This window comes from Streptomyces sp. NPDC048516, assembly GCF_043199875.1.
Lineage (GTDB): Bacteria > Actinomycetota > Actinomycetes > Streptomycetales > Streptomycetaceae > Streptomyces.
This window is the reverse complement of sequence record NZ_JBICWS010000019.1, coordinates 59,977-80,761: the sequence shown is the minus strand read 5'-3', so window position 1 is coordinate 80,761 and position 20,785 is coordinate 59,977. Positions and strand designations below refer to the sequence as shown.

At 71.3% G+C, this 20,785-nt stretch carries 14 protein-coding genes; 10 read left to right on the top strand and 4 right to left on the bottom strand.

All coding sequences use genetic code 11. The annotated features are described in order from the left end of the window. Positions 1-50 precede the first annotated feature (50 nt). Together ACGFR7_RS30215 and hflX are read left to right on the top strand one after the other, a co-directional pair. Positions 51-1,721 (top strand): M1 family metallopeptidase, encoded by a 1,671-nt coding sequence (locus ACGFR7_RS30215; RefSeq protein ID WP_393325335.1) that lies wholly within the window; start codon positions 51-53, stop codon positions 1,719-1,721. A gap of 183 nt (positions 1,722-1,904) precedes the next feature. Then, positions 1,905-3,392: a GTPase HflX gene (gene hflX / locus ACGFR7_RS30210; RefSeq protein WP_393325333.1), complete on the top strand. Its 1,488-nt coding sequence runs from the start codon at positions 1,905-1,907 to the stop codon at positions 3,390-3,392. Positions 3,393-3,516: 124 nt separating this feature from the next. Here the strand turns inward: hflX and ACGFR7_RS30205 are convergent, their stop codons facing one another. Continuing rightward, positions 3,517-4,707, bottom strand: a complete 1,191-nt coding sequence (locus ACGFR7_RS30205) for a trypsin-like serine peptidase (protein ID WP_393325331.1) — start codon at positions 4,705-4,707, stop codon at positions 3,517-3,519. Between the two features lie 281 nt (positions 4,708-4,988). On the opposite strand from ACGFR7_RS30205, the gene ACGFR7_RS30200 reads away from it, so the two are divergent. The 5 genes from ACGFR7_RS30200 (at position 4,989) to ACGFR7_RS30180 (ending at position 13,113) form a co-directional block, all read left to right on the top strand. Continuing rightward, positions 4,989-6,383 (top strand): diaminobutyrate--2-oxoglutarate transaminase family protein, encoded by a 1,395-nt coding sequence (locus ACGFR7_RS30200; protein WP_393325329.1) that lies wholly within the window; start codon positions 4,989-4,991, stop codon positions 6,381-6,383. Further along, entirely contained in the window at positions 6,380-8,395 is a 2,016-nt protein-coding gene (locus ACGFR7_RS30195; protein ID WP_393325327.1) for an IucA/IucC family protein, read from the top strand. The genes ACGFR7_RS30200 and ACGFR7_RS30195 overlap by 4 nt, the downstream gene beginning before the upstream one ends. A 99-nt stretch (positions 8,396-8,494) precedes the next feature. Next, positions 8,495-9,196 carry a GNAT family N-acetyltransferase gene (locus ACGFR7_RS30190; protein ID WP_393325325.1) on the top strand — a complete coding sequence of 234 codons (702 nt, stop codon included), beginning with the start codon at positions 8,495-8,497 and terminating at the stop codon, positions 9,194-9,196. Positions 9,197-9,301: 105 nt separating this feature from the next. Beyond that, a complete protein-coding gene (locus ACGFR7_RS30185; RefSeq protein WP_393325323.1) occupies positions 9,302-11,068 on the top strand; it encodes an IucA/IucC family protein in 1,767 nt (588 codons plus the stop codon). A gap of 41 nt (positions 11,069-11,109) precedes the next feature. Then, on the top strand, positions 11,110-13,113 hold the full coding sequence (locus tag ACGFR7_RS30180; protein ID WP_393325322.1) for an ATP-dependent DNA helicase: 2,004 nt from the start codon (positions 11,110-11,112) through the stop codon (positions 13,111-13,113). A 144-nt stretch (positions 13,114-13,257) separates the two neighbouring features. On the opposite strand, the gene lexA is transcribed toward ACGFR7_RS30180, so the two are convergent. Next, on the bottom strand, positions 13,258-14,055 hold the full coding sequence (lexA, locus tag ACGFR7_RS30175; protein WP_328384037.1) for a transcriptional repressor LexA: 798 nt from the start codon (positions 14,053-14,055) through the stop codon (positions 13,258-13,260). A 568-nt stretch (positions 14,056-14,623) separates the two neighbouring features. Between lexA and nrdR the strand changes: the two genes are divergently transcribed. Beyond that, entirely contained in the window at positions 14,624-15,154 is a 531-nt protein-coding gene (gene nrdR / locus ACGFR7_RS30170; RefSeq protein ID WP_018092899.1) for a transcriptional regulator NrdR, read from the top strand. A 123-nt stretch (positions 15,155-15,277) separates the two neighbouring features. Next, positions 15,278-18,154 carry a vitamin B12-dependent ribonucleotide reductase gene (locus ACGFR7_RS30165; protein WP_393325319.1) on the top strand — a complete coding sequence of 959 codons (2,877 nt, stop codon included), beginning with the start codon at positions 15,278-15,280 and terminating at the stop codon, positions 18,152-18,154. A 213-nt stretch (positions 18,155-18,367) separates the two neighbouring features. Here ACGFR7_RS30165 and ACGFR7_RS30160 read toward each other — a convergent pair whose 3' ends face one another. After that, the gene (locus tag ACGFR7_RS30160; RefSeq protein WP_393325318.1) at positions 18,368-18,889 is read right to left on the bottom strand and encodes a TerD family protein; all 522 of its coding nucleotides are present in this window, start codon (positions 18,887-18,889) and stop codon (positions 18,368-18,370) included. Positions 18,890-19,307: 418 nt separating this feature from the next. Here ACGFR7_RS30160 and ACGFR7_RS30155 point away from each other — a divergent pair, with 418 nt between their 5' ends. Then, positions 19,308-19,913: a YdbC family protein gene (locus ACGFR7_RS30155; RefSeq protein ID WP_393325316.1), complete on the top strand. Its 606-nt coding sequence runs from the start codon at positions 19,308-19,310 to the stop codon at positions 19,911-19,913. Between the two features lie 12 nt (positions 19,914-19,925). Here ACGFR7_RS30155 and ACGFR7_RS30150 read toward each other — a convergent pair whose 3' ends face one another. After that, the gene (locus tag ACGFR7_RS30150) at positions 19,926-20,720 is read right to left on the bottom strand and encodes a TetR/AcrR family transcriptional regulator C-terminal ligand-binding domain-containing protein (RefSeq protein WP_393325314.1); all 795 of its coding nucleotides are present in this window, start codon (positions 20,718-20,720) and stop codon (positions 19,926-19,928) included. Positions 20,721-20,785 lie beyond the last annotated feature (65 nt).

Here is a 20,785-nt window from a genome sequence, read left to right as displayed (position 1 = left end):
GTTTGCCCTGTCACCCACGGGGGAGGGGGCGGCGTTGGTAGCCGTAGTGCATGTCCCTTCCCCCGCGCCGCCCTTCACGCGACCCCGTTCGCCCCGTCCCCGCTCCCGCCCGTGCTCTGCCCCGCGACCCGAGCGGGCGGCTCCGTTGGACCGGCCGCCGGGCCGCCGCCCTCGGGCTGGCCGCGCTCGCCACCCTCGGCATGGCCGAACCGCCGTCCCTGGGGCCGCAAGGCCTCGGCGACCGGCTCTTCCCCCTGCTCGGCAACACCGGCTACGACGTCACCTCCTACGACATCACCCTGGACTACTCGGGCCACAACGGCCGGCCGCTGAACGCCACCACCGTGATCACCGCCCGTGCCACCGCCGAGCTCGACCACGTCAACCTCGACTTCGCCCGCGGCACCGTACGCTCCGTGAAGATCGGCGGCCTGCCCGCCGCGCACCAGCAGCACGGCGAGGACCTGGTGCTCACCCCGGCCTTCCACGTTTCCAGCGGCCAGGAGGTGAAGATCTCCATCGAGCACACCAGTGAACCCCGCGGCAAGGGCGACGGCGGCTGGCTCCGTACGTCCGACGGTCTGGCGATGGCCAACCAGGCGGACGCCGCGCACCGCGTCTTCCCCTGCAACGACCACCCCTCCGACAAGGCGCTCTTCACCTTCCACATCACCGCGCCGCAGGAGCTGACCGCCGTCGCCAACGGGCTGCCCCTGAGCCCCGGTGCCCGCGCGGGGCGCCGCACCTGGACCTATCGCACCACCCACCCCATGGCCACCGAACTGGCGCAGGTCTCCATCGGGAAGTCCAGCGTGGTGCTGCGGCACGGACCGCACGGCCTGCCCATCCGCGATGTGGTCCCGACCGCGGACCGCCGGGCCCTGGCGCCCTGGCTGGCGAAGACCCCGGCCCAGGTGGCCTGGATGGAGCGCAAGGTCGGCCCCTTCCCCTTCGAGGCGTACGGGGTGCTGATCGCCAGTGCCAGGACCGGCTTCGAGCTGGAGACCCAGACCCTCTCGCTCTTCGAGAAGGCGATGTTCACCAGCGACCGGCTGCCCGCCTGGTACGTGGAGTCGGTGATGCTGCACGAGCTGGCCCACCAGTGGTTCGGCAACAGCGTCAGCCCGCGCCGCTGGTCGGACGTCTGGCTCAATGAGGCCCATGCCACCTGGTACGAAGCCCTCTACGCCCAGGAGAGGAGCAACGGCCGGGCCTCTCTGGAGGCGCGTATGCGTCATGCGTACCAGGAGTCCGACGGCTGGCGCGCCGAGGGCGGGCCGCCCGCCGCGCCCAAGGCCCCGAAGCAGGGGCAGAAGATCGGCATCTTCCGCCCCATCGTCTACGACGGCAGCGCACTGGTCCTGTACGCCCTGCGGCAGAAGATCGGCACCGCCGCCTTCGACCGCCTGGAGCGCACCTGGGTCGAACGGCACCGCGACGGCGTGGCCGACACCGCCGACTTCGTACAGCTGTCCTCCCAGGTCGCCGGGCAGGACCTCACAGGCTTCTTCCAGGACTGGCTCTACGGCGACCGGACCCCGCCGATGCCGGGGCATCCGGAGTGGCTGCCGAAGGGGGCCGCGGCAAAGCCCGGGCACCCCAAGGGAGCGGGTACCGGCCCCGGGGCCAAGGGAGCCGCAATCAGTCCCGGACCCAAGGGTGCCGCCGCCGGGGCCGCCGCGCCCAGGGGAGCCGCCGCGAACCCCGGAAAACCCGTGTGACGGCCTTCCCGGGGCGTGGGACCATCGTCGGGACGGCACCGGCCGGCCCGGGAATCTCCGGGACCGCTCGGACGTTGTCACCAGCGACGGCAGCGGCAGCGCCGCGGCGGTCGCCGCACCACCGACAGTCCCGGCGGGAACACCAGGTCCCCGCGAGGGCTCACCGACGAAGCAAAGGATCAAATGACCTCCTCTTCTTCCCTTCCGCAGGACCGGCAGCGCCTCCCCGAGAGCCTTCGGGCCAACGCCCTGATGGAAGAGGACGTCGCCTGGAGCCACGAGATCGACGGGGAGCGTGACGGCGACCAGTACGACCGTTCGGCCCGTGCCGCGCTACGCCGTGTAGCGGGTCTTTCCACCGAGCTCGAGGACGTCACCGAGGTCGAGTACCGGCAGCTCCGCCTGGAGCGCGTGGTGCTCGTCGGCGTCTGGACCTCCGGCACGGTCCAGGAGGCCGAGAACTCCCTCGCCGAGCTCGCCGCGCTCGCCGAGACGGCGGGGGCCATGGTGCTCGACGGCGTCATCCAGCGCCGCGACAAGCCCGATCCCGCCACGTACATCGGCTCGGGCAAGGCGCTGGAGCTGCGCGACATCGTGCTGGAATCCGGGGCGGACACCGTGGTCTGTGACGGTGAACTCTCCCCGGGCCAGCTGATCCACCTCGAGGACGTCGTCAAGGTCAAGGTGGTCGACCGGACCGCCCTGATCCTCGACATCTTCGCCCAGCACGCCAAGTCCCGGGAGGGCAAGGCGCAGGTCTCGCTGGCGCAGATGCAGTACATGCTTCCCCGGCTCCGCGGCTGGGGCCAGTCGCTGTCCCGGCAGATGGGTGGCGGTGGCTCCGGCTCGGCGGGCGGCGGCATGGCCACCCGTGGTCCCGGTGAGACCAAGATCGAGACGGACCGGCGGCGGATCCGCGAGAAGATGGCGAAGATGCGCCGGGAGATCGCGGAGATGAAGACCGGCCGGGACATCAAGCGCCAGGAACGCCGACGCCACAAGGTCCCCTCGGTCGCCATCGCCGGCTACACCAACGCCGGCAAGTCCTCCCTGCTCAACCGCCTCACCGGCGCCGGTGTCCTGGTGGAGAACGCCCTGTTCGCCACCCTGGACCCCACCGTCCGGCGGGCCGAGACGCCCAGCGGGCGGCTCTACACCCTCGCCGACACCGTCGGCTTCGTCCGGCATCTGCCGCACCACCTCGTCGAGGCGTTCCGCTCCACGATGGAGGAGGTCGGCGAGTCCGATCTCATCCTGCACGTGGTCGACGGCTCGCATCCGGTGCCCGAGGAGCAGCTGGCCGCGGTGCGTGAGGTGATCCGCGAGGTCGGCGCGACGGACGTGCCCGAGATCGTGGTCGTCAACAAGGCCGACGCGGCCGATCCGCTGGTGCTGCAGCGTCTGCTGCGCCAGGAGAAGCACGCCCTCGCGGTCTCGGCCCGTACGGGTCAGGGCCTGGAGGAGCTGCTGACCCTGCTCGACGAGGAACTTCCCCGGCCGCGGGTCGAGATCGAGGTGCTGGTGCCCTACACCCACGGCGCCCTGGTCTCGCGGGCCCACGCCGAGGGCGAGGTCATCTCCGAGGAGCACACCGCGGACGGCACCGTCCTCAAGGCGCGGGTGCACGAAGAGCTGGCCGCCGAACTCCAGCGCTTCGTCCCCGCGGCGTAGCGGCCGGGCGGCACGGACAGCACAAGGCCCGCCCCCGGGAGACCGGGGGCGGGCCTGTGCGTGCTGCCCACTGGCGAGTCGCGGCGCGGGCGGCACCGTTCCCGGCGCCGCCCGCCTCATCCGCTTACTGCTTGGTGGCCCACTTCTTGCTCATGGCGTCGAAGATGCCCTTGGCCTCGGGCCCCAGGTGGGGACCGGCGGACCAGCGGGCCGGACGCGGCCCCATCGACATGTTGGAGATCAGCTCCGGCTTGCCGTCCTTGCCCTTGGCGAACCAGGGGCCGCCGGAGGAACCACCGGTCATGGTGCAGCCGATCCGGTACATGGTCGGCTTCTGGGCGTCCATCGACAGACGGGTCGGCTTGTCGGTGCACTGCTGCTGCGCCGCACCGTCGAACGGCGGCTCGGCGGGGTAGCCCTGCGCCGTCAGGCTCGGGATCTTGGCCATCGCGGGCGCGTTGAAGTCGACCGCGTACGCAGCGCCGGCCATCTCCTCCAGCGACTTGCCGCCCGTGCTCTCCTCGGGCTTCACATGCATCAGCGCGAAGTCGTACGGAGCCATCGGCACACCCGGAACGGCGCCGCCGGCCTTGATCCACTGCTGGGACGTCGCCATGTCGTCCGCCCACCACTTGCCCGACGGGACACGGTCCTCGTAGGGCTTGCCCTTCAACTGGCCGGCGCTGCCGCCCGTCCTGTTGAAGTTCGGCACGAACATCATGTTGCGGTACCAGCCGCCGTTCTTGCCGGCGTGCACACAGTGCGCCGCGGTCCACACCAGGTTGGACTTGCCGGGGTGTGCCGGGTCCTTGACGACGGTGGCCGAGCAACGCGAGCCGCCCTCGGGGGTGCTGAACACCAGCAGGCCCACACCGGGAGCGGTCGAGGTGTACGGGGTCTTGACGGCCTGGGCCGGGACGGCGGCGGGCTCAGGGTCGGTCTTGCCCTGGTCCTCCGAGATGTCCTCGGGCTTGGTGTGGTCCTGGGGCGGCTTGACCTTGTCGATCTTGTCCTTGTCCCAGAAGTCCTTGATGATCGGGTTGATGAACTCCCCGGCCTCCCGGAGCCACTTCTTCCGGTCCCAGTTCTCCCACTCGCCGTTCTTCCACTTGCTCAGGTCGACGCCGTGTTCCTTGAGCTTGTCCTGGATGTCCTGAGGAATCTTGAAGTCACCCCCGCCCGTGGAGTCCTGCGCCGCGGACTGGCTGGGCTTGGCGTCCGCGTTGTCGCTCTCGGGTCCGCAGCCGGTGGCGGTGAGTGCCACGACAGCGGTGAGGGCGGCGGCGGCCAGGACTGGCCGACGTATGGATCGCATGGGTGAGCTCCCCCTGGAGAATTCGGACCGAGCCGGTGTGGCTCGTTCGGTGGTGCACGGGTCGGGTCTTTGTCATGAACCTCAAGATCCCGGTGCAGCACCCCACTATGCCGGTGACGATGGGGACGGCGGTACCCGGGTCCCCGGTTCCACGCCACCAAGGATCTTGCTGACAACCGTGATCCCGGGTCGCCGTCGTCGTTGGTACGTACGGGGGACGTCCGGGCTGCCCCCAGCCCGCGCGGCATTCCGCAGCTCACCAGCAGGAGGACACAACTGCCGTGGTGTTGACCGAAACCGTGCCGGCGGCAGCGCCGCCGGCCCATGAGGGGATCCTGCGGCGGCAGTCCCTGCGCGAGTCCGCCGCCCGTACCTACGCGCGCTCGCTGCCCATCGTCCCGGTGCGCGCCCGCGGGCTGACCATCGAGGGCGCCGACGGCAGGCGCTATCTCGACTGCCTCTCCGGCGCCGGCACGCTGGCGCTCGGCCACAACCACCCGGTGGTGCTCGAAGCGATCCGGACGGTCCTCGACTCCGGCGCGCCGCTGCACGTCCTCGACCTGGCCACGCCCGTCAAGGACGCCTTCACCACCGAGCTCTTCGCCACCCTGCCCGGGGAGTTGGCCGAAAAGGGGCGCATCCAGTTCTGCGGCCCGGCCGGCACGGACGCCGTCGAGGCCGCCTTCAAACTCGTCCGCACCGCGACCGGCCGGGACGGCCTGATGGCGTTCTCCGGCGCCTACCACGGCATGACTTCGGAAGCGCTCGCCGCCTCCGGGGGAGCGCAGCACACCAGCGTGGTCCGGCTGCCCTATCCGTACGACTACCGGTGCCCCTTCCGGACCGGCGGCGAGCACGGCGCCGAGCTCGCCGCGCGCTGGACCGAGAGCCTGCTCGACGACCCCAAGAGCGGGGTGTCCCAGCCGGCCGGGATGATCCTGGAACCCGTCCAGGGCGAGGGCGGGGTGATCCCCGCGCCGGACGGCTGGCTGCGGCGGATGCGGGAGATCACCGCCGCCCGGCGGATCCCGCTGATCGTGGACGAGGTACAGACCGGCGTCGGCCGCACCGGCGCCTTCTGGGCGGTCGACCACAGCGGCATCGTGCCCGATGTGATCGTGCTGTCGAAGGCGATCGGCGGCAGCCTGCCGCTCGCCGTGATCGTCTACCGCGAGGAACTCGACGCCTGGCAGCCCGGCGCGCACGCCGGCACCTTCCGCGGTAACCAGCTCGCCATGGCCGCCGGCGCCGCCACCCTCGCCTACGTCCGCACGAACGGCCTCGACCGGCGCGCCGCGGAGCTCGGCGCCCGGATGCTCGACCGCCTCACCTCCCTCGCCGCCGCCCATGACTGCATCGGCGACGTCCGCGGCCGCGGACTGATGCTCGGCATCGAGTTCGTCGACCGCGCCGCCGACGCCGACGCCACGGGCGCCCGCCCCGCCGACCCGCAGCTCGCGGCGGCCGTCCAGCACGCCTGCCTGGAGCGCGGCCTGATCGTCGAACTGGGCGGCAGGCAGTCCGCCGTCGTCCGGCTGCTGCCACCCCTGACCATCACCGACGAACAGGCGGACGCCATCCTCGACCGCCTCGCCGACGCCGTCACGGCGGCGGTCCGCACCACCCCCGGGCCGACGGGCTCGTCCCCCACGACAATGCGAGGCACCACCCCATGAACGAACGACCCGGCCCCGACGGCGGCCAGCCCGCCGAGCGCGTCCCCGCCCACCAGGGCGCGGGCACGATCGAGTCGCTACCCCGCCAGCAACGGCGCGCCCCCGACGCCGCCTGCCACCAGCAGCCCCACGAGGCCCCGGACCAGGCCGCCGCCGGCTCCTACGACCGCGCCCGGGTGCCCGGTGACCACGACCCCCTCGACCACCCGGACCCGGCGGTCGCCGCCGACGCCGCGGGCATCGAGCACCTGCTGCGCTGCTGGCTTCGGGAGAGCGGCGCCCCGCACCCCGCCGAGGGCGAGGTGGTGATCCCCCTGCGTGCCGCCGCGGGCGCCCTGCGCGTCCCCGTCCGCTACTGGTCGCCCACGGGCTGGCACCGTCTCGGCGCCCCCACCCTCGAAGGCGCCCCGGCCGGTGCCGCCCCGCTGGACGCCGTCACCCTCGCCGCGCTGCTGCGCCGGGAGGCCGCACACGGCGACCGCCGGGCCTCCGACGGCGGCGAGCACCGGGTGGCGGACACCGACGAGCGGCCGGACCCGGACGGCATGCGCCGGCAGGCACCGGACGGCGGCGGCGCCGAACTCATCGGCCGGGTCGCCAACTCCGTACGCAATGTCGCCCTCTTCCTCACCGACCGGCGTGCCCGGCCCGCCGACGACCACGGCGCCCTCTTCCTCGAAGCCGAGCAGTCCCTTCTCCTCGGCCACCCGCTGCACCCCACACCCAAGAGCCGCGAAGGGCTCTCCGAGGCCGAGACCCGCGCCTATTCGCCCGAACTCCGCGGCGCCTTCCCGCTCCACTGGACGGCCGTGCACCGCTCCGTCCTGGCCGCCGACTCCGCCTGGACCGAACGCGGCAAGCCCGTACCGGCCGAGCAGCTTGCCAGGGACCTCGCCGGGGACGACCTTCGGATCCCCGAAGGCACCGTGCCCTTGCCGGTGCACCCCTGGCAGGCCAGGGAGCTCGCCGACCGCCCCGACATCGCCGCCCTCCGCGAGGCAGGCCTGCTGTACGACCTCGGGCCCCACGGCCCGCTCTGGCACCCCACCTCCTCCGTCCGCACGGTCTACCGCCCCGACGCGAACGCCATGCTGAAGCTCTCCCTCGGGCTGCGCATCACCAACTCCCGCCGGGAAAACCTCCGCAAGGAACTGGACCGCGGCGTCGAGGTGCACCGGCTGCTGCGCACCGGCCTCGCCGAGCAGTGGCAGACCGTCCACCCCGGCTTCGACATCGTCCGTGACCCGGCCTATCTCGCCGTCGACGGCTTCGACGGCGCACCCGTCCAGGGCCTCGACACCGTCATCCGCCACAACCCCTTCAGCACCACCGACGACGCCGTGTGCATCGCCGGCCTCACCTCCCCGCGGCCCTGGCCCGGCCGCTCGGGCGTGCGCTCCCGGCTCGAAGACCTCGTCGGCACCCTCGGCGCCCGCACCGGCCGCCCCCTGGCGGCGGTGGCCACCGAGTGGTTCCTGCGCTACCTGGAAGCAGTCGTACGGCCCGTGCTGTGGCTCGACGGCACGGCCGGCATCGTGCTCGAAGCCCACCAGCAGAACACCGTGGTGCTGCTGGATCCCGACGGCTGGCCGGTCGGCGGCCGCTACCGCGACAACCAGGGCTACTACTTCCGCACCTCCCGCCGCGCCGAGCTGGAGCGGCGGCTGCCCGGTATCGGCGTGGCCGGCGACAGCTTCGTCGCCGACGACGTCACCGACGAACGTTTCGCCTACTACCTCGGCATCAACAACGTCCTCGGACTCATCGGCGCCTTCGGCTCCCAGCGCCTGGTCCGCGAGGAGATCCTGCTCGCCGCCTTCCGGCGGTTCCTCGCCGATGCCGCCGCGGCCCCGCGGGCGCACCGCTCGCCACTCCCTGAGCAGCTGCTCGCCGCCCGCACGCTGCGCTGCAAGGCCAACCTGGCGACCCGCCTGCACGGCCTGGACGAACTCGTCGGCCCGGTCGAAACCCAGTCCGTCTACGTCACCCTGCCCAACCCCCTCGCCCCGTAGCCGCCCCCGGCCCCCTCCGACAGCAGCCTTCAGCCCCCGTCCCCGGCGCCCCGCGACCCACCAGTCCACGCGGCACGCGGCCACGAGAGGAGAGTCGCCGTGCCACCCACCGATTCCGGCCTCGGCTCCAGCTCCGATGACACCCTCGACCTGCAGCTCCCGCCCGATTTCGGAGTGCTGTTCGCCGAGGGGGACGGGCAGCAGGCGCCCCCGGACGTCCCGGCCGCCGGCCCGCTGCTCGACAACCTGGCGGGCTGGGGGGCGGCCGACACCCCCGCCGGGCCGTTCGAGCTCGTCCCCGTCCGGCCGGCCCGCGATCTCGACCGGATCGCCGGCTGGATGAACGATCCGGCGGTGGCGGCCTTCTGGGGACTGGCGGGCCCGCCGGAGACCACCGCGGCCCATCTGCGCGCCCAGCTCGACGGCGACGGCCGCAGCGTGCCCTGCCTCGGGGTGCTGGCCGGTGTCCCGATGAGCTACTGGGAGATCTACCGGGCCGACCTGGACCCCCTCGCCCGTTACTACCCGGCCCGGCCCCAGGACACCGGTGTCCACCTGCTCATCGGCGGCGCCGGCGACCGGGGACGCGGCCTCGGCGGCACGCTGCTGCGTGCCACCGCCGATCTCGTACTCGACCACCGGCCGCGGTGCGCACGGGTCCTCGCCGAGCCCGATCTGCGCAACACCGCCTCCGTCGCGGCCTTCCTGAGCGCGGGATTCCGCTACGGCGACGAGATCGAACTGCCCGGCAAGCGCGCGGCGTTGATGGTCCGCGACCGCGCCCACCGCCACCTGCTCTGACCCCGGCGCCGTCCGTCGTCGGTCCCGCCCCGGTCCGCCGTCCACCCCCGCTGCCCCGGTTGTCCCCCGTACGTGCCGGGGCGGTCCCGCTTCGAGGAGCCCGCCTTGTCGCCTGAGCCCCAGCCTTCGCACAGCGCCTGGCAGCACGCCGCGCGCCGACTGTTCGCCAAGACCCTGGCGGAGTTCGCGTACGAGGAAGTCCTCACCCCCGAGCCCGACGGCACCGCACCCGACGGCACCCCGCAATACCGCCTGCCGGTCGCCGACGGCCTGGTCTACCGCTTCCGCGCCCGCCGCGGCGCCTACGGCCACTGGCGCGTCGACCCCGATTCGATCACCCCCGACGCCGATCCCTTCCGCTTCCTCACCCACGCGCACGACACCGTGCTGGGCCTGTCCGGCGACACCACCGGCCATCTCATCCGCGAGCTGACCGCCACCCTCGCCGCCGACACCCGGCTCGACGCCACCGCCGTCAGCGCCGGCGACCTCGCCGATCTGGACTACGCCACCCTCGAAGGCCACCAGACCGGCCACCCCTGGCTCGTCGCGAACAAGGGCCGGCTCGGCTTCTCCGCCCACGACGCGGCGACCTGGGCCCCCGAGGCCCGCACCGCCCAGCGCCTGCCCTGGCTCGCCGCGCACCACAGCATCGCCCACTACCGCGGTATCCCCACCCTGGCCACCCCCGACCGCCTCTACGGCGAGGAGCTCGACCCCGCCACCCGTCACGCCTTCGCCCGCACCATCACCGACGAGGGCCACGACCCCGCCGACTACCTCTACCTCCCCGTCCATCCCTGGCAATGGGACGAGACCATCGCCCCGCTCTTCGCCCCGCAGCTCGCCGACAGATCCATCATCGCGCTGCCCACTGACAACGACCTCCGCCTGCCGCAGCAGTCGATCCGCACCTTCCTCAACCTCAGCCGCCCACGGGCCCGCACGGTCAAACTGCCGCTGTCCATCCTCAACACCCTGGTCTGGCGCGGACTGCCCACCGAGCGCACCCTCGCCGCGCCCGCCGTCACCCGCTGGGTGCACGGCCTGCGCGACGCCGACCCCTATCTGCGCGACGAGACCCGGGTGATCCTGCTCGGCGAGACCGCCTCGGTCACCGTCGAGCACCCCCTCTACGACCGGCTGCCCGGCGTCCCGTACCAGTTCAAGGAGCTGCTCGGCTGTATCTGGCGCGAGCCGGTCAGCGTCCATCTGGACCCCTGTGAACGCGCCCGCACCCTGGCCGCGCTGCTGCAGACCGATCCCCAGGGGCGCGCCCTGACCGCGGAGCTGGTGCGCCGCTCGGGTCTGGCCCCGCGCGACTGGCTGGCCCGGCTGTTCGCCGCCCTGCTGCCGCCCCTGCTGCACTTCCTCTACCAGTACGGCACGGTCTTCTCCCCGCACGGCGAGAACGCCATCGTCGTCTTCGACGAGCACGACGTCCCCACCCGCCTCGCGGTCAAGGACTTCGTCGACGACGTCAACACCAGCTCCCGGCCGCTCCCCGAACACGACTCCATGCCGGACGACGTACGGGCGGTGCTCCTGACCGAACCGCCCTCCTTCCTCACCCAGTTCATCCACTCCGGCCTGTTCGTCGGCGTCTTCCGCTACCTCGCACCGCTGTGCGCGGACCAACTGGACTTCCCCGAGGCCGCGTTCTGGTCACTCGTACGGGCAGAGATCGTGCGCCACCACGAGCGCTTCCCGGCCCTCAAGGAGCGGTACGAGACCTTCGACCTGCTCACCCCGCGGATCGAGCGGCTGTGCCTGAACCGCAACCGTCTGCATGTGGACGGCTACCGGGACCGCCGCGACCGCCCGCACGCCGCCGTGCACGGCACCGTCCCCAATCCGCTCCACCACCCGTGACCGGGCCGGCTGTCAGTGGTCCCGCGTAGGCTTGCCACGCTATGACGAAGCCCTCTCTCCCCGATCTGCTCCACGCCGCCGTCACCGCCGTCGGCGGCACCGAGCGCCCCGGCCAGGTGGCGATGGCCGAGGCCGTCGCCGAGGCCGTGGACGAACAGGCCCATCTGCTGGTGCAGGCCGGCACCGGCACCGGAAAGTCCCTCGGCTATCTGGTGCCGGCGCTCGCGCACGGCGAGAGGGTGGTGGTCGCCACGGCCACCCTGGCGCTGCAGCGCCAGCTCGTCGAGCGCGATCTGCCGCGCACGGTCGAGGCGCTGCATCCACTGCTGCGCCGCCGCCCCGAGTTCGCCATGCTCAAGGGCCGCTCCAATTACCTGTGCCTGCACCGCCTCCATGAGGGCGTCCCCCAGGAAGAGGAGGACGGGCTCTTCGACGTCTTCGAGCAGGCGACGCCGACCAGCAAGCTCGGCAAGGACCTGCTGCGGCTGCGCGACTGGGCGGACGAGACCGAGACCGGCGACCGTGACGCGCTGACCCCCGGCGTCTCCGACCGGGCCTGGGGCCAGGTCTCGGTCTCCTCCCGGGAGTGCCTGGGCGCCTCGAAGTGCGCCTACGGGGCGGAGTGCTTCGCCGAGGCCGCCCGGGAGCGCGCCAAGCTCGCCGATGTCGTCGTCACCAACCACGCGCTGCTCGCCATCGACGCGATCGAGGGCGCGCCGGTCCTCCCGCAGCACGAGGTCCTGATCATCGACGAGGCCCATGAGCTGGTCTCCCGGGTTACCGGCGTCGCCACCGGCGAGCTCACCCCCGGGCAGGTCAACCGCGCAGTCCGGCGGGCCGCCAAGCTCGTCAACGAAAAGGCGGCCGACCAGCTCCAGACCGCGTCGGAGACCTTCGAGCGGCTGATGGAGCTGGCCCTGCCCGGCCGCCTCGAAGAGATCCCCGAGGATCTCGGGTACTGCCTGATGGCACTGCGGGACGCGGCCCGTACGGTCATCTCGGCGCTCGGTTCGACCCGTGACAAGTCGGTCCAGGACGAGGACGCCGTCCGCAAGCAGGCCCTCGCCTCGCTGGAGAACGTCCACGCCGTCGCCGAGCGCATCGCGAACGGCTCGGAGTACGACGTGGTCTGGTACGAACGCCACGACCGCTTCGGCGCGTCCCTGAGGGTGGCCCCGCTGTCCGTCTCGGGCCTGCTGCGCGAGAAGCTCTTCGACGACCGCTCGGTGACCCTCACCTCCGCCACCCTCAAGCTGGGCGGCGACTTCAACGGGGTCGCGGCCTCCCTGGGCCTGGCTCCCGAGGGCACGGAAGGCGAGGACATCCCGCCCTGGAAGGGCCTGGACGTCGGCTCCCCCTTCGACTATTCGAAGCAGGGCATCCTCTACGTCGCCAAGCACCTCGCCCAGCCGGGCCGCGAGGGCAGCCGCACCGACATGCTCGATGAACTCACCGAGCTGATCGAGGCCGCCGGCGGCCGCACCCTCGGTCTCTTCTCCTCCATGCGCGCCGCCCAGGCCGCGGCCGAGGAGCTGCGCGGCCGGCTGGACGTGCCGATCCTGCTCCAGGGTGAGGAGACGCTGGGCGAGCTGATCCGGGCCTTCGCCTCCGATGCCCGTACGTGCCTGTTCGGCACGCTGTCCCTGTGGCAGGGCGTCGATGTTCCCGGTGCGAACTGCCAGCTGGTGGTGATGGACCGAGTGCCGTTCCCGCGCCCGGACGACCCGCTGATGAGTGCCCGGCAGAAGGCCGTGGAGGAGGCCGGCGGCAATGGCTTCATGGCGGTCGCCGCCACCCATGCCGCGCTGCTGATGGCCCAGGGCGCCGGCCGCCTGGTCCGCGCCACCGGCGACCGCGGCGTGGTTGCCGTCCTCGACCCCCGGGTGGAGCGGGCCCGGTACGGCTCCTTCCTCCGCAAGTCGATGCCCGACTTCTGGTACACCACCGACCGCAACCAGGTCCGCCGCTCCCTCGCCGCCATCGACGCAGCGGCAACGGCGGCGCCCTCACCCGAAGCGGCAGAGGCGGCGGCGGACGCTCCCTAGGGGCGGCCCGCGCGGGTGGCGGGCGAGGCCCGGTGGCAAAGGGGAACGGCAGAAGGGGCCGGTGGAAGCGGCTGCACACGGGGACGCCAAAACCAAGCCCCGGAACCGGCGCAGTGGTTCCGGGGCCCGGTCGCGAGAGGTGGGTCAGACGCGGCGAAGCACCGCCACCACCTTGCCGAGAATGGTCGCTTCGTCGCCGGGGATCGGCTGGTACGCGGAGTTGTGCGGCAGCAGCCACACATGGCCGTCCTCGCGCTTGAAGCGCTTGACGGTGGCTTCGCCGTCCAGCATGGCGGCCACGATGTCGCCGTTCTCGGCGACCGGCTGGCGGCGGACCGTGACCCAGTCGCCGTCGCAGATCGCGGCCTCGATCATGGAGTCGCCGACGACCTTCAGGACGAACAGTTCGCCGTCGCCGACGAGCTGGCGGGGGAGCGGGAAAACATCCTCGACCGACTCCTCGGCGAGGATCGGGCCGCCGGCGGCGATCCGGCCGACCAGCGGGACGTAGGAGGCGGCGGGCTTGCCGGCGGTCTCCGTCGCGGCAGCGGTGGTCTGGTCCGACCCGCGGACCTCGTACGCCCGGGGACGGTGCGGGTCACGCCGCAGGAAGCCCTTGCGCTCCAGAGCCATGAGCTGGTGGGCGACGGACGACGTGCTGGACAGTCCGACGGCCTGGCCGATCTCGCGCATGGACGGCGGGTAGCCGCGCCGCTGCACCGAATCCCGGATCACCTCGATCACCCTGCGCTGGCGGTCGGTGAGTCCGGAACTGTCGGCTCGGATCCCTGGGGGCCGGCCGGGCAGCGAACGGGCCGGCTTCTGCTCTTCGGAGTCCAACGTGGCGTCGTCCATCGGCGGCCGCTGTGCCTGTTGCGGATCGAACCGGCTCTGGGAGTGGCTTTGTGCGGTGATGGTCGCGCTGTCTGCGGTGGTGGTCACGTCGGCCCCTCTCGAAATGTTCTCCCTAGTTAGCCAACGGTAGTTGCTTTCGAAAGGTTGCGCCAAACACACGTTCGAGTGAAATATTCGGCGAATGGCTACCCGGATCGAGTGGCTGGGTGTATGGCCGAGCGGTGATCCCGGCCTGCCGGGTACTGCTGCCCGGCTGTTCCGGCCGTCCGGTGTGCCGGGCCGTCGGCGCGCGAAGGGGTCTCGAAGGGGTGCGCGAAGGGGTTCGGCGGCCGGTCCTCGCGACCTGGCCGATTCTGTCATCTCCGCCCCGCCGCGCCGCCGGCCGGGTGGCTTCCCGTACTCTCATGGGCGACCGCCCGGCCCGTCGCCGCCACGACACGCGGTAGGCAGATGTAAGCGCCCCGACACCACATCTAGTGGTTAGATGCGATCGGTTACCCAGAAGTTGTGGTGCCTGGTCCCTCCGGGGGTCCGGGATCGCCTATGCTGGAGGCTGCTCCGAAGGGCCCGTACGGACCGGTCGGAGGTCTGTTGCCGTACGCCGGGATTGTTGGCGTACGTACGTCCGTATATCGAGGGTGAGGAGGGTGGAGCCATGCACTGCCCCTTCTGCAGGCACCCGGACAGCCGGGTCGTCGACAGCCGCACCACCGATGACGGGACAGCGATCCGCCGGCGCCGCCAGTGCCCCGACTGCTCCCGCCGTTTCACGACCATCGAGACGGCGTCGCTGATGGTGATCAAGCGGAGCGGGGTCACCGAGCCCTTCAGCCGCAACAAGGTCATCGCGGGAGTGCGCAAGGCGTGCCAGGGCCGCCCGGTCACCGAGGACGCCCTCGCCAAGCTGGGCCAGCGGGTCGAGGAGGCGGTGCGCGCCACCGGTAGCGCCGAGCTCTCCACCCACGACGTCGGGCTCGCCATACTGGGCCCGCTGCAGGAACTCGACCTCGTCGCGTACCTGCGCTTCGCGTCCGTTTACCGGGCCTTCGATTCACTCGAGGACTTCGAGGCGGCCATCGCCGAGCTGCGTGAGCAGCGCGAGCAGGGGCCGCCCGGGCAGGAATGCGGGACCGACGGGGAGGCCGGCGGTCCGGCCGTTCCCGTGCCCGCCACCGCCGCCGACTGAGCTCGGCGCGCATCCAGAACCTCTACCGGGGCGAGAGCAGGGCGTCCCGGTACGGAAAGACATACACCGTGCCACGGAATGAGTGCGCACATATGGGCGTTTGCCCGTATACAGGGAGGCGGCATGACAGAGACGACGAGCGGCCCGGCACGAGGCTCCCGCGCCAAGGGCAGCAAGGCGAGCAAGGGTCTGCGCATCGAGCGCATTCACACCACACCCGGCGTGCATCCGTACGACGAGGTGGAGTGGACGTCTCGTGACGTCGTCATGACCAACTGGCGCGACGGCTCGGTCAACTTCGAGCAGCGTGGCGTCGAGTTCCCCGAATTCTGGTCGGTGAACGCGGTCAATATCGTCACGAGCAAGTACTTCCGTGGTGCGGTGGGCTCCCCGACGCGTGAGGCGAGCCTCAAGCAGCTCATCGACCGGGTGGTCAAGACGTACCGCAAGAGCGGCGAGGAGAACGGTTACTTCGCCTCGCCGGCGGACGCCGAGATCTTTGAGCACGAGCTGGCGTACGCCCTGCTCCACCAGGTCTTCAGCTTCAACTCGCCGGTGTGGTTCAACGTCGGCACCCAGCAGCCGCAGCAGGTCAGCGCCTGCTTCATCCTCTCCGTCGACGACTCCATGGAGTCGATCCTCGACTGGTACAAGGAAGAGGGGATGATCTTCAAGGGCGGCTCCGGCGCCGGCCTGAACCTCTCCCGCATCCGCTCCTCCAAGGAGCTGCTCTCCTCCGGCGGCAACGCCTCCGGCCCGGTCTCCTTCATGCGCGGCGCCGACGCGTCCGCCGGAACGATCAAGTCGGGCGGCGCCACCCGCCGCGCGGCCAAGATGGTCGTCCTGGACGTGGACCACCCGGACGTCGAGGCCTTCATCGAGACCAAGGTGAAGGAGGAGGAGAAGGTCCGCGCACTGCGCGACGCGGGCTTCGACATGGACCTGGGCGGCGACGACATCACGTCCGTCCAGTACCAGAACGCCAACAACTCGGTCCGTGTGAACGACGAGTTCATGAAGGCCGTCGAGACCGGCTCGAAGTTCGGGCTGCGCGGCCGGATGACCGGTGAGGTCATCGAGGAGGTCGACGCCAAGGGGCTCTTCCGCAAGATGGCGGACGCCGCATGGGCCTGCGCCGACCCCGGCATCCAGTACGACGACACCATCAACCACTGGCACACCTCGCCGGAGTCGGGCCGGATCACCGCGTCCAACCCCTGCAGCGAGTACATGCACCTGGACAACTCCTCGTGCAACCTCGCCTCGCTCAACCTGCTGAAGTTCCTGCGCGACGACGACCTGGGCAACCAGTCCTTCGACGCCGAGCGCTTCGCCAAGGTCGTCGAGCTGGTCATCACCGCGATGGACATCTCCATCTGCTTCGCCGACTTCCCCACCCAGAAGATCGGCGAGACCACCCGCGCCTACCGCCAGCTGGGCATCGGCTACGCCAACCTCGGCGCCCTGCTGATGGCCACCGGCCACGCCTACGACTCCGACGGCGGCCGCGCGCTGGCCGGTGCCATCACCTCTCTGATGACGGGCACCTCCTACAAGCGCTCCGCCGAGCTGGCCGCGGTCGTCGGCCCGTACGACGGCTACGCCCGTAACGCGGACGCCCACAAGCGCGTCATGAAGCAGCACTCCGACGCCAACGGCACCGCGGTGCGGATGGACGACCTGGACACCCCGGTGTGGGCGGCGGCCACCGAGGCCTGGCAGGACGTGCTGCGCCTCGGCGAGAAGAACGGCTTCCGCAACGCGCAGGCCTCCGTGCTGGCCCCGACCGGCACCATCGGCCTGATGATGGACTGCGACACCACGGGCGTCGAGCCGGACCTGGCCCTGGTCAAGTTCAAGAAGCTGGTCGGCGGCGGCTCCATGCAGATCGTGAACAACACGGTCCCCAAGGCGCTCAAGCGGCTCGGCTACCAGCCCGAGCAGGTCGAGGCGATCGTCGCCCACATCGCCGACCACGGCAATGTCGTCGACGCCCCGGCCCTGAAGACCGAGCACTACGAGGTCTTCGACTGCGCCATGGGCGTGCGCTCGATCTCCGCCATGGGCCACGTGCGCATGATGGCCGCCGCGCAGCCCTTCCTCTCCGGCGCGATCTCCAAGACGGTCAACGTCCCGGAGACGGCCACCGTCGAGGAGATCGAGGAGGTCTACTTCCAGGGCTGGAAGCTCGGCCTGAAGGCGCTCGCGATCTACCGCGACAACTGCAAGGTCGGCCAGCCGCTCTCCGCCAAGAAGAAGGAGGAGGAGAAGAAGGCCGAGCCGGTCGCCGAGAAGAAGGTCGTCGAGTACCGCCCGGTGCGCAGGCGCCTCCCCAAGGGCCGTCCCGGCATCACCACCTCCTTCACGGTCGGCGGCGCCGAGGGCTACATGACCGCCAACTCCTACCCGGACGACGGTCTCGGTGAGGTCTTCCTGAAGATGTCCAAGCAGGGCTCGACCCTCGCGGGCATGATGGACGCCTTCTCCATCGCGGTGTCCGTCGGCCTCCAGTACGGCGTGCCGCTGGAGACCTACGTCTCGAAGTTCACCAACATGCGCTTCGAGCCGGCCGGCATGACGGACGACCCGGACGTGCGGATGGCGCAGTCGATCGTCGATTACATCTTCCGCCGCCTGGCGCTGGACTTCCTGCCCTTCGAGACCCGTTCGGCGCTCGGCATCCACTCCGTCGAGGAGCGCCAGCGCCACCTGGAGACCGGCTCGTACGAGCCCTCCGAGGACGAGGTGGACGTCGAGGGTCTGGCCCAGTCCGCGCCCCTGCGGACGGAGCCGGCAACCGAGTCCACCCCGGCGGTGAAGGTCGTCGAGGACGCCGCCGTTCCTGCGCCCAAGCAGGCGCACACCAACGCCGAACTCGTCGAGATGCAGCTGGGCATCAATGCCGACGCGCCGCTGTGCTTCTCCTGCGGGACGAAGATGCAGCGGGCCGGCAGCTGCTACCTGTGCGAGGGCTGCGGGTCGACCAGCGGCTGCAGCTGAGCGTGAGCGGGCCCGCGTGGGGGGTTTCCCCTTCCGCGCGAGCCCGCGCCTCGGGCTGAGCGGTCCGAGGCAGCATCCGGGCTGAGCGGTCCGAGGCAGAAGGGGAGGGGACCGGCTCCGGCCGGTCCCCTCCCCTTCGTGCTGCGGTTCGTGCTCCCGCTCGTGCCGAGGTTCCTGCGCGGGTTCTCGCTCCGGTTCCGGTGCCGCTCCCCGTTAGCGGCCCATCAGTGAGGCAAACCCGTCCGGGTCGGTGTCGAATCCCCGGAGCGCCGCGCGAAGGCGCCACTGCCCCGTCTCGTCCCGGGTGAATTCGGCCACCGTCGCCGCGGTGGCACCCGCGACCTCGGTGAAGTCGTTCTCGGCCAGATCGGTGTAGCCCTCGCGGATCCGTACGACCGTGTTCTGTATGTCGCCGAAGACCTTGCGGCCCTCGCCCTGCTGGATGGCCACCCCCACGATCACCCGGGTGTAGGTGTCGGACAGCCGGTCCAGCTCCAGGGTCATGATCTCGTCGGAGCCGAAGCCCTGGCCGGTCCTGCTGTCCCGGTTGAGGGTGATGGTCCCGTCGGGCGACCGGCTGTCGAAGTGCACCAGATAGGCCGGGTCGCCGTGCGGTGCGTCAGCCGTATAGGTCGCCGCGACGATGTCGAGGTCATTGTCCGGCGTTCCGAGGGGGCTGGGATCCCACTGGAGCGTTACCTCGACCTTCTCGATCCCTTTGTTGAACGTGTTCACCGGACTTCCTCCCGTCATCTCCCGGGGACGCGGCGCAGGCCCGCGCGGGCCTGCGGCCCCCTTCCCGGGATTTCCCGTTGACTGACCATCGTGCCACGCCGGGAGGCACCCGCGCGGAGTGAACTGGCCCTGGTCACCTGTGCTTTGCCTCGGTTTCGGGTGGCTGGAAAACGCCCTGTGAGCTAGGGCGGCGCGCTGTGGGAGAGGGAAGCGCGCTGTGGGAGAGGGAGAGCACAGGGCGGTTCGGTGCGCCCGCCCGTTCGGAGGCGTCCGGAGGCAGCCCCGGGGACGGACGAGGCGGTGGAGCTTCGGCGGTGCGGCACTGACGGCGATCGACCCGTGACCGTAAGGAAGTTCGGGCCGGTCGGAATGTGACGCGCAGTGATCCCGCCCCGCTCCTGGGCCGTACGATGGCGCGGTGCTGGTCAAGTGGATTCGCCTCACCGTTGTGGACCGTCGAGGGTTCGAACGGGGGCAGCGGAAATGGGCGGGGCTGCTGGGTGAGCCGGGATTTCGAGGGCAGGGCGGTGGATGGAGCCGGGGGCGGCCGGGCGTCGCGCATCTGGTGGCCTTCTGGGAGAGCCGGGCCTTTTACGACTCCTTCATGGCGCGCTCGCACGACCGGCTGGCGGCCGCCCAGGTCGGCACCTACAAGGACGCCCAAGTGCGGCTGTTCGAGCACGAGTTTGATGTGAAGGTGGGATTCCGCCCGTCGTTCGGCGATGTGGATGTGCTGAGGCTGGCGCACTGCCAGGTGCACCAGGACCGGGTCGAGCACTTCATGCTGATGCAGGAGAAGGTCTGGAACCCCGCGATGGCGGGTTCGCCGGGAATGCTGCGGGGGATGCTGGGGCGGGCTCCGGGGGAGGAGTTCTTGGTGCTGTCGCTGTGGCAGTCGGCGGCCGAGCGGGGGAAGTACCGGCCTGAACGGGTGGAGCGGCTGGCGCTGCGGGCCCAGATAGCCGCGGATGTCCGGGCGATCGCGGGCGATGTGGTGCAGCTCGAACCGTCGTGGACGGTGTGAGGGACGGCGCGGTCAGGGGGCCCCGCCGGGTGATGCGCCGAGGGATGTGCCGAGGGATGTGCCGATCGTGGTGCCGGTGGTGAACGCCCCGGCGCGGGCGGCGGCCAGGGTGGCGGCCACGGCCTGGTCGGCGACGGAGTCGTCCACCGGCTCCCGGGTGATGAACAGGCGGAAGAAGAGCGGAGCGGAGACGGAACGGACGAGTGCGCCGGCGTCGATGGCGCTGTCCGGAGCGGTGGGGGAGGCGGGGCCGGGCGGGGCCGTGTCCGACTGCGCGGTGTCCGGGGTGGCCGGCACGGTGCGCGGGGCCGCCGGCAATTCGCCGCGTCGGACGGCGCGTTCGACAAGGACCTCGCAGCGCGCGAATCGCTCGGCGTAGTAGTCACGCAGCGCCACGGCCGCCCGCTCCGACTGGAAGGCGGCGGCGATCATCGCGGAGCCCGATGCGGCCACCGCCGGGTCGGTGAAGGAAGCGACGACCTCGCGCGCCAGAGCGTGCAGATCGCCCGCCAGGGATCCGGTGTCGGGCGGGACCCAGCTGTCCTCGCCGGCAAGGTCGAGGGCGTCCGCCACCAGCCCCTCGACGTCCTTCCATCGCCGGTAGAGCGTCGTTTTGTGTACGCCGGAGTGTTCCGCGACGTATTCGACGGTGAGGCCCGGATAGCCGTGCTCGGTGAGTCCGGCCAGCACGGCGTCGCGGACGGCGGCGCGGGTGCGGGCCGTGCGGCCGCCGGGGCGTCGGGTGCCAGGGGTGGGCGGGGGATCGTCGGTCTCGCGCCGGTTCTCGGGCACCGTCTCGTCAGACAATTGCAACTCCTCTTGCGTTAGCTGGATCAGTGTGCCACCCTCATCGTAATGCGACGAAGGTTGCG

Bases quoted from the DNA above. Each gene is read 5' to 3' on its own strand.
- ACGFR7_RS30180 (WP_393325322.1), top strand. From the start codon at position 11,110: ATGACGAAGCCCTCTCTCCCCGATCTGCTCCACGCCGCCGTCACCGCC.
- ACGFR7_RS30195 (WP_393325327.1), top strand. From the start codon at position 6,380: ATGAACGAACGACCCGGCCCCGACGGCGGCCAGCCCGCCGAGCGCGTC.
- hflX (WP_393325333.1), top strand. From the start codon at position 1,905: ATGACCTCCTCTTCTTCCCTTCCGCAGGACCGGCAGCGCCTCCCCGAG.
- nrdR (WP_018092899.1), top strand. From the start codon at position 14,624: ATGCACTGCCCCTTCTGCAGGCACCCGGACAGCCGGGTCGTCGACAGC.
- ACGFR7_RS30205 (WP_393325331.1), bottom strand. From the start codon at position 4,707: ATGCGATCCATACGTCGGCCAGTCCTGGCCGCCGCCGCCCTCACCGCT.
- ACGFR7_RS30165 (WP_393325319.1), top strand. From the start codon at position 15,278: ATGACAGAGACGACGAGCGGCCCGGCACGAGGCTCCCGCGCCAAGGGC.
- ACGFR7_RS30215 (WP_393325335.1), top strand. From the start codon at position 51: ATGTCCCTTCCCCCGCGCCGCCCTTCACGCGACCCCGTTCGCCCCGTC.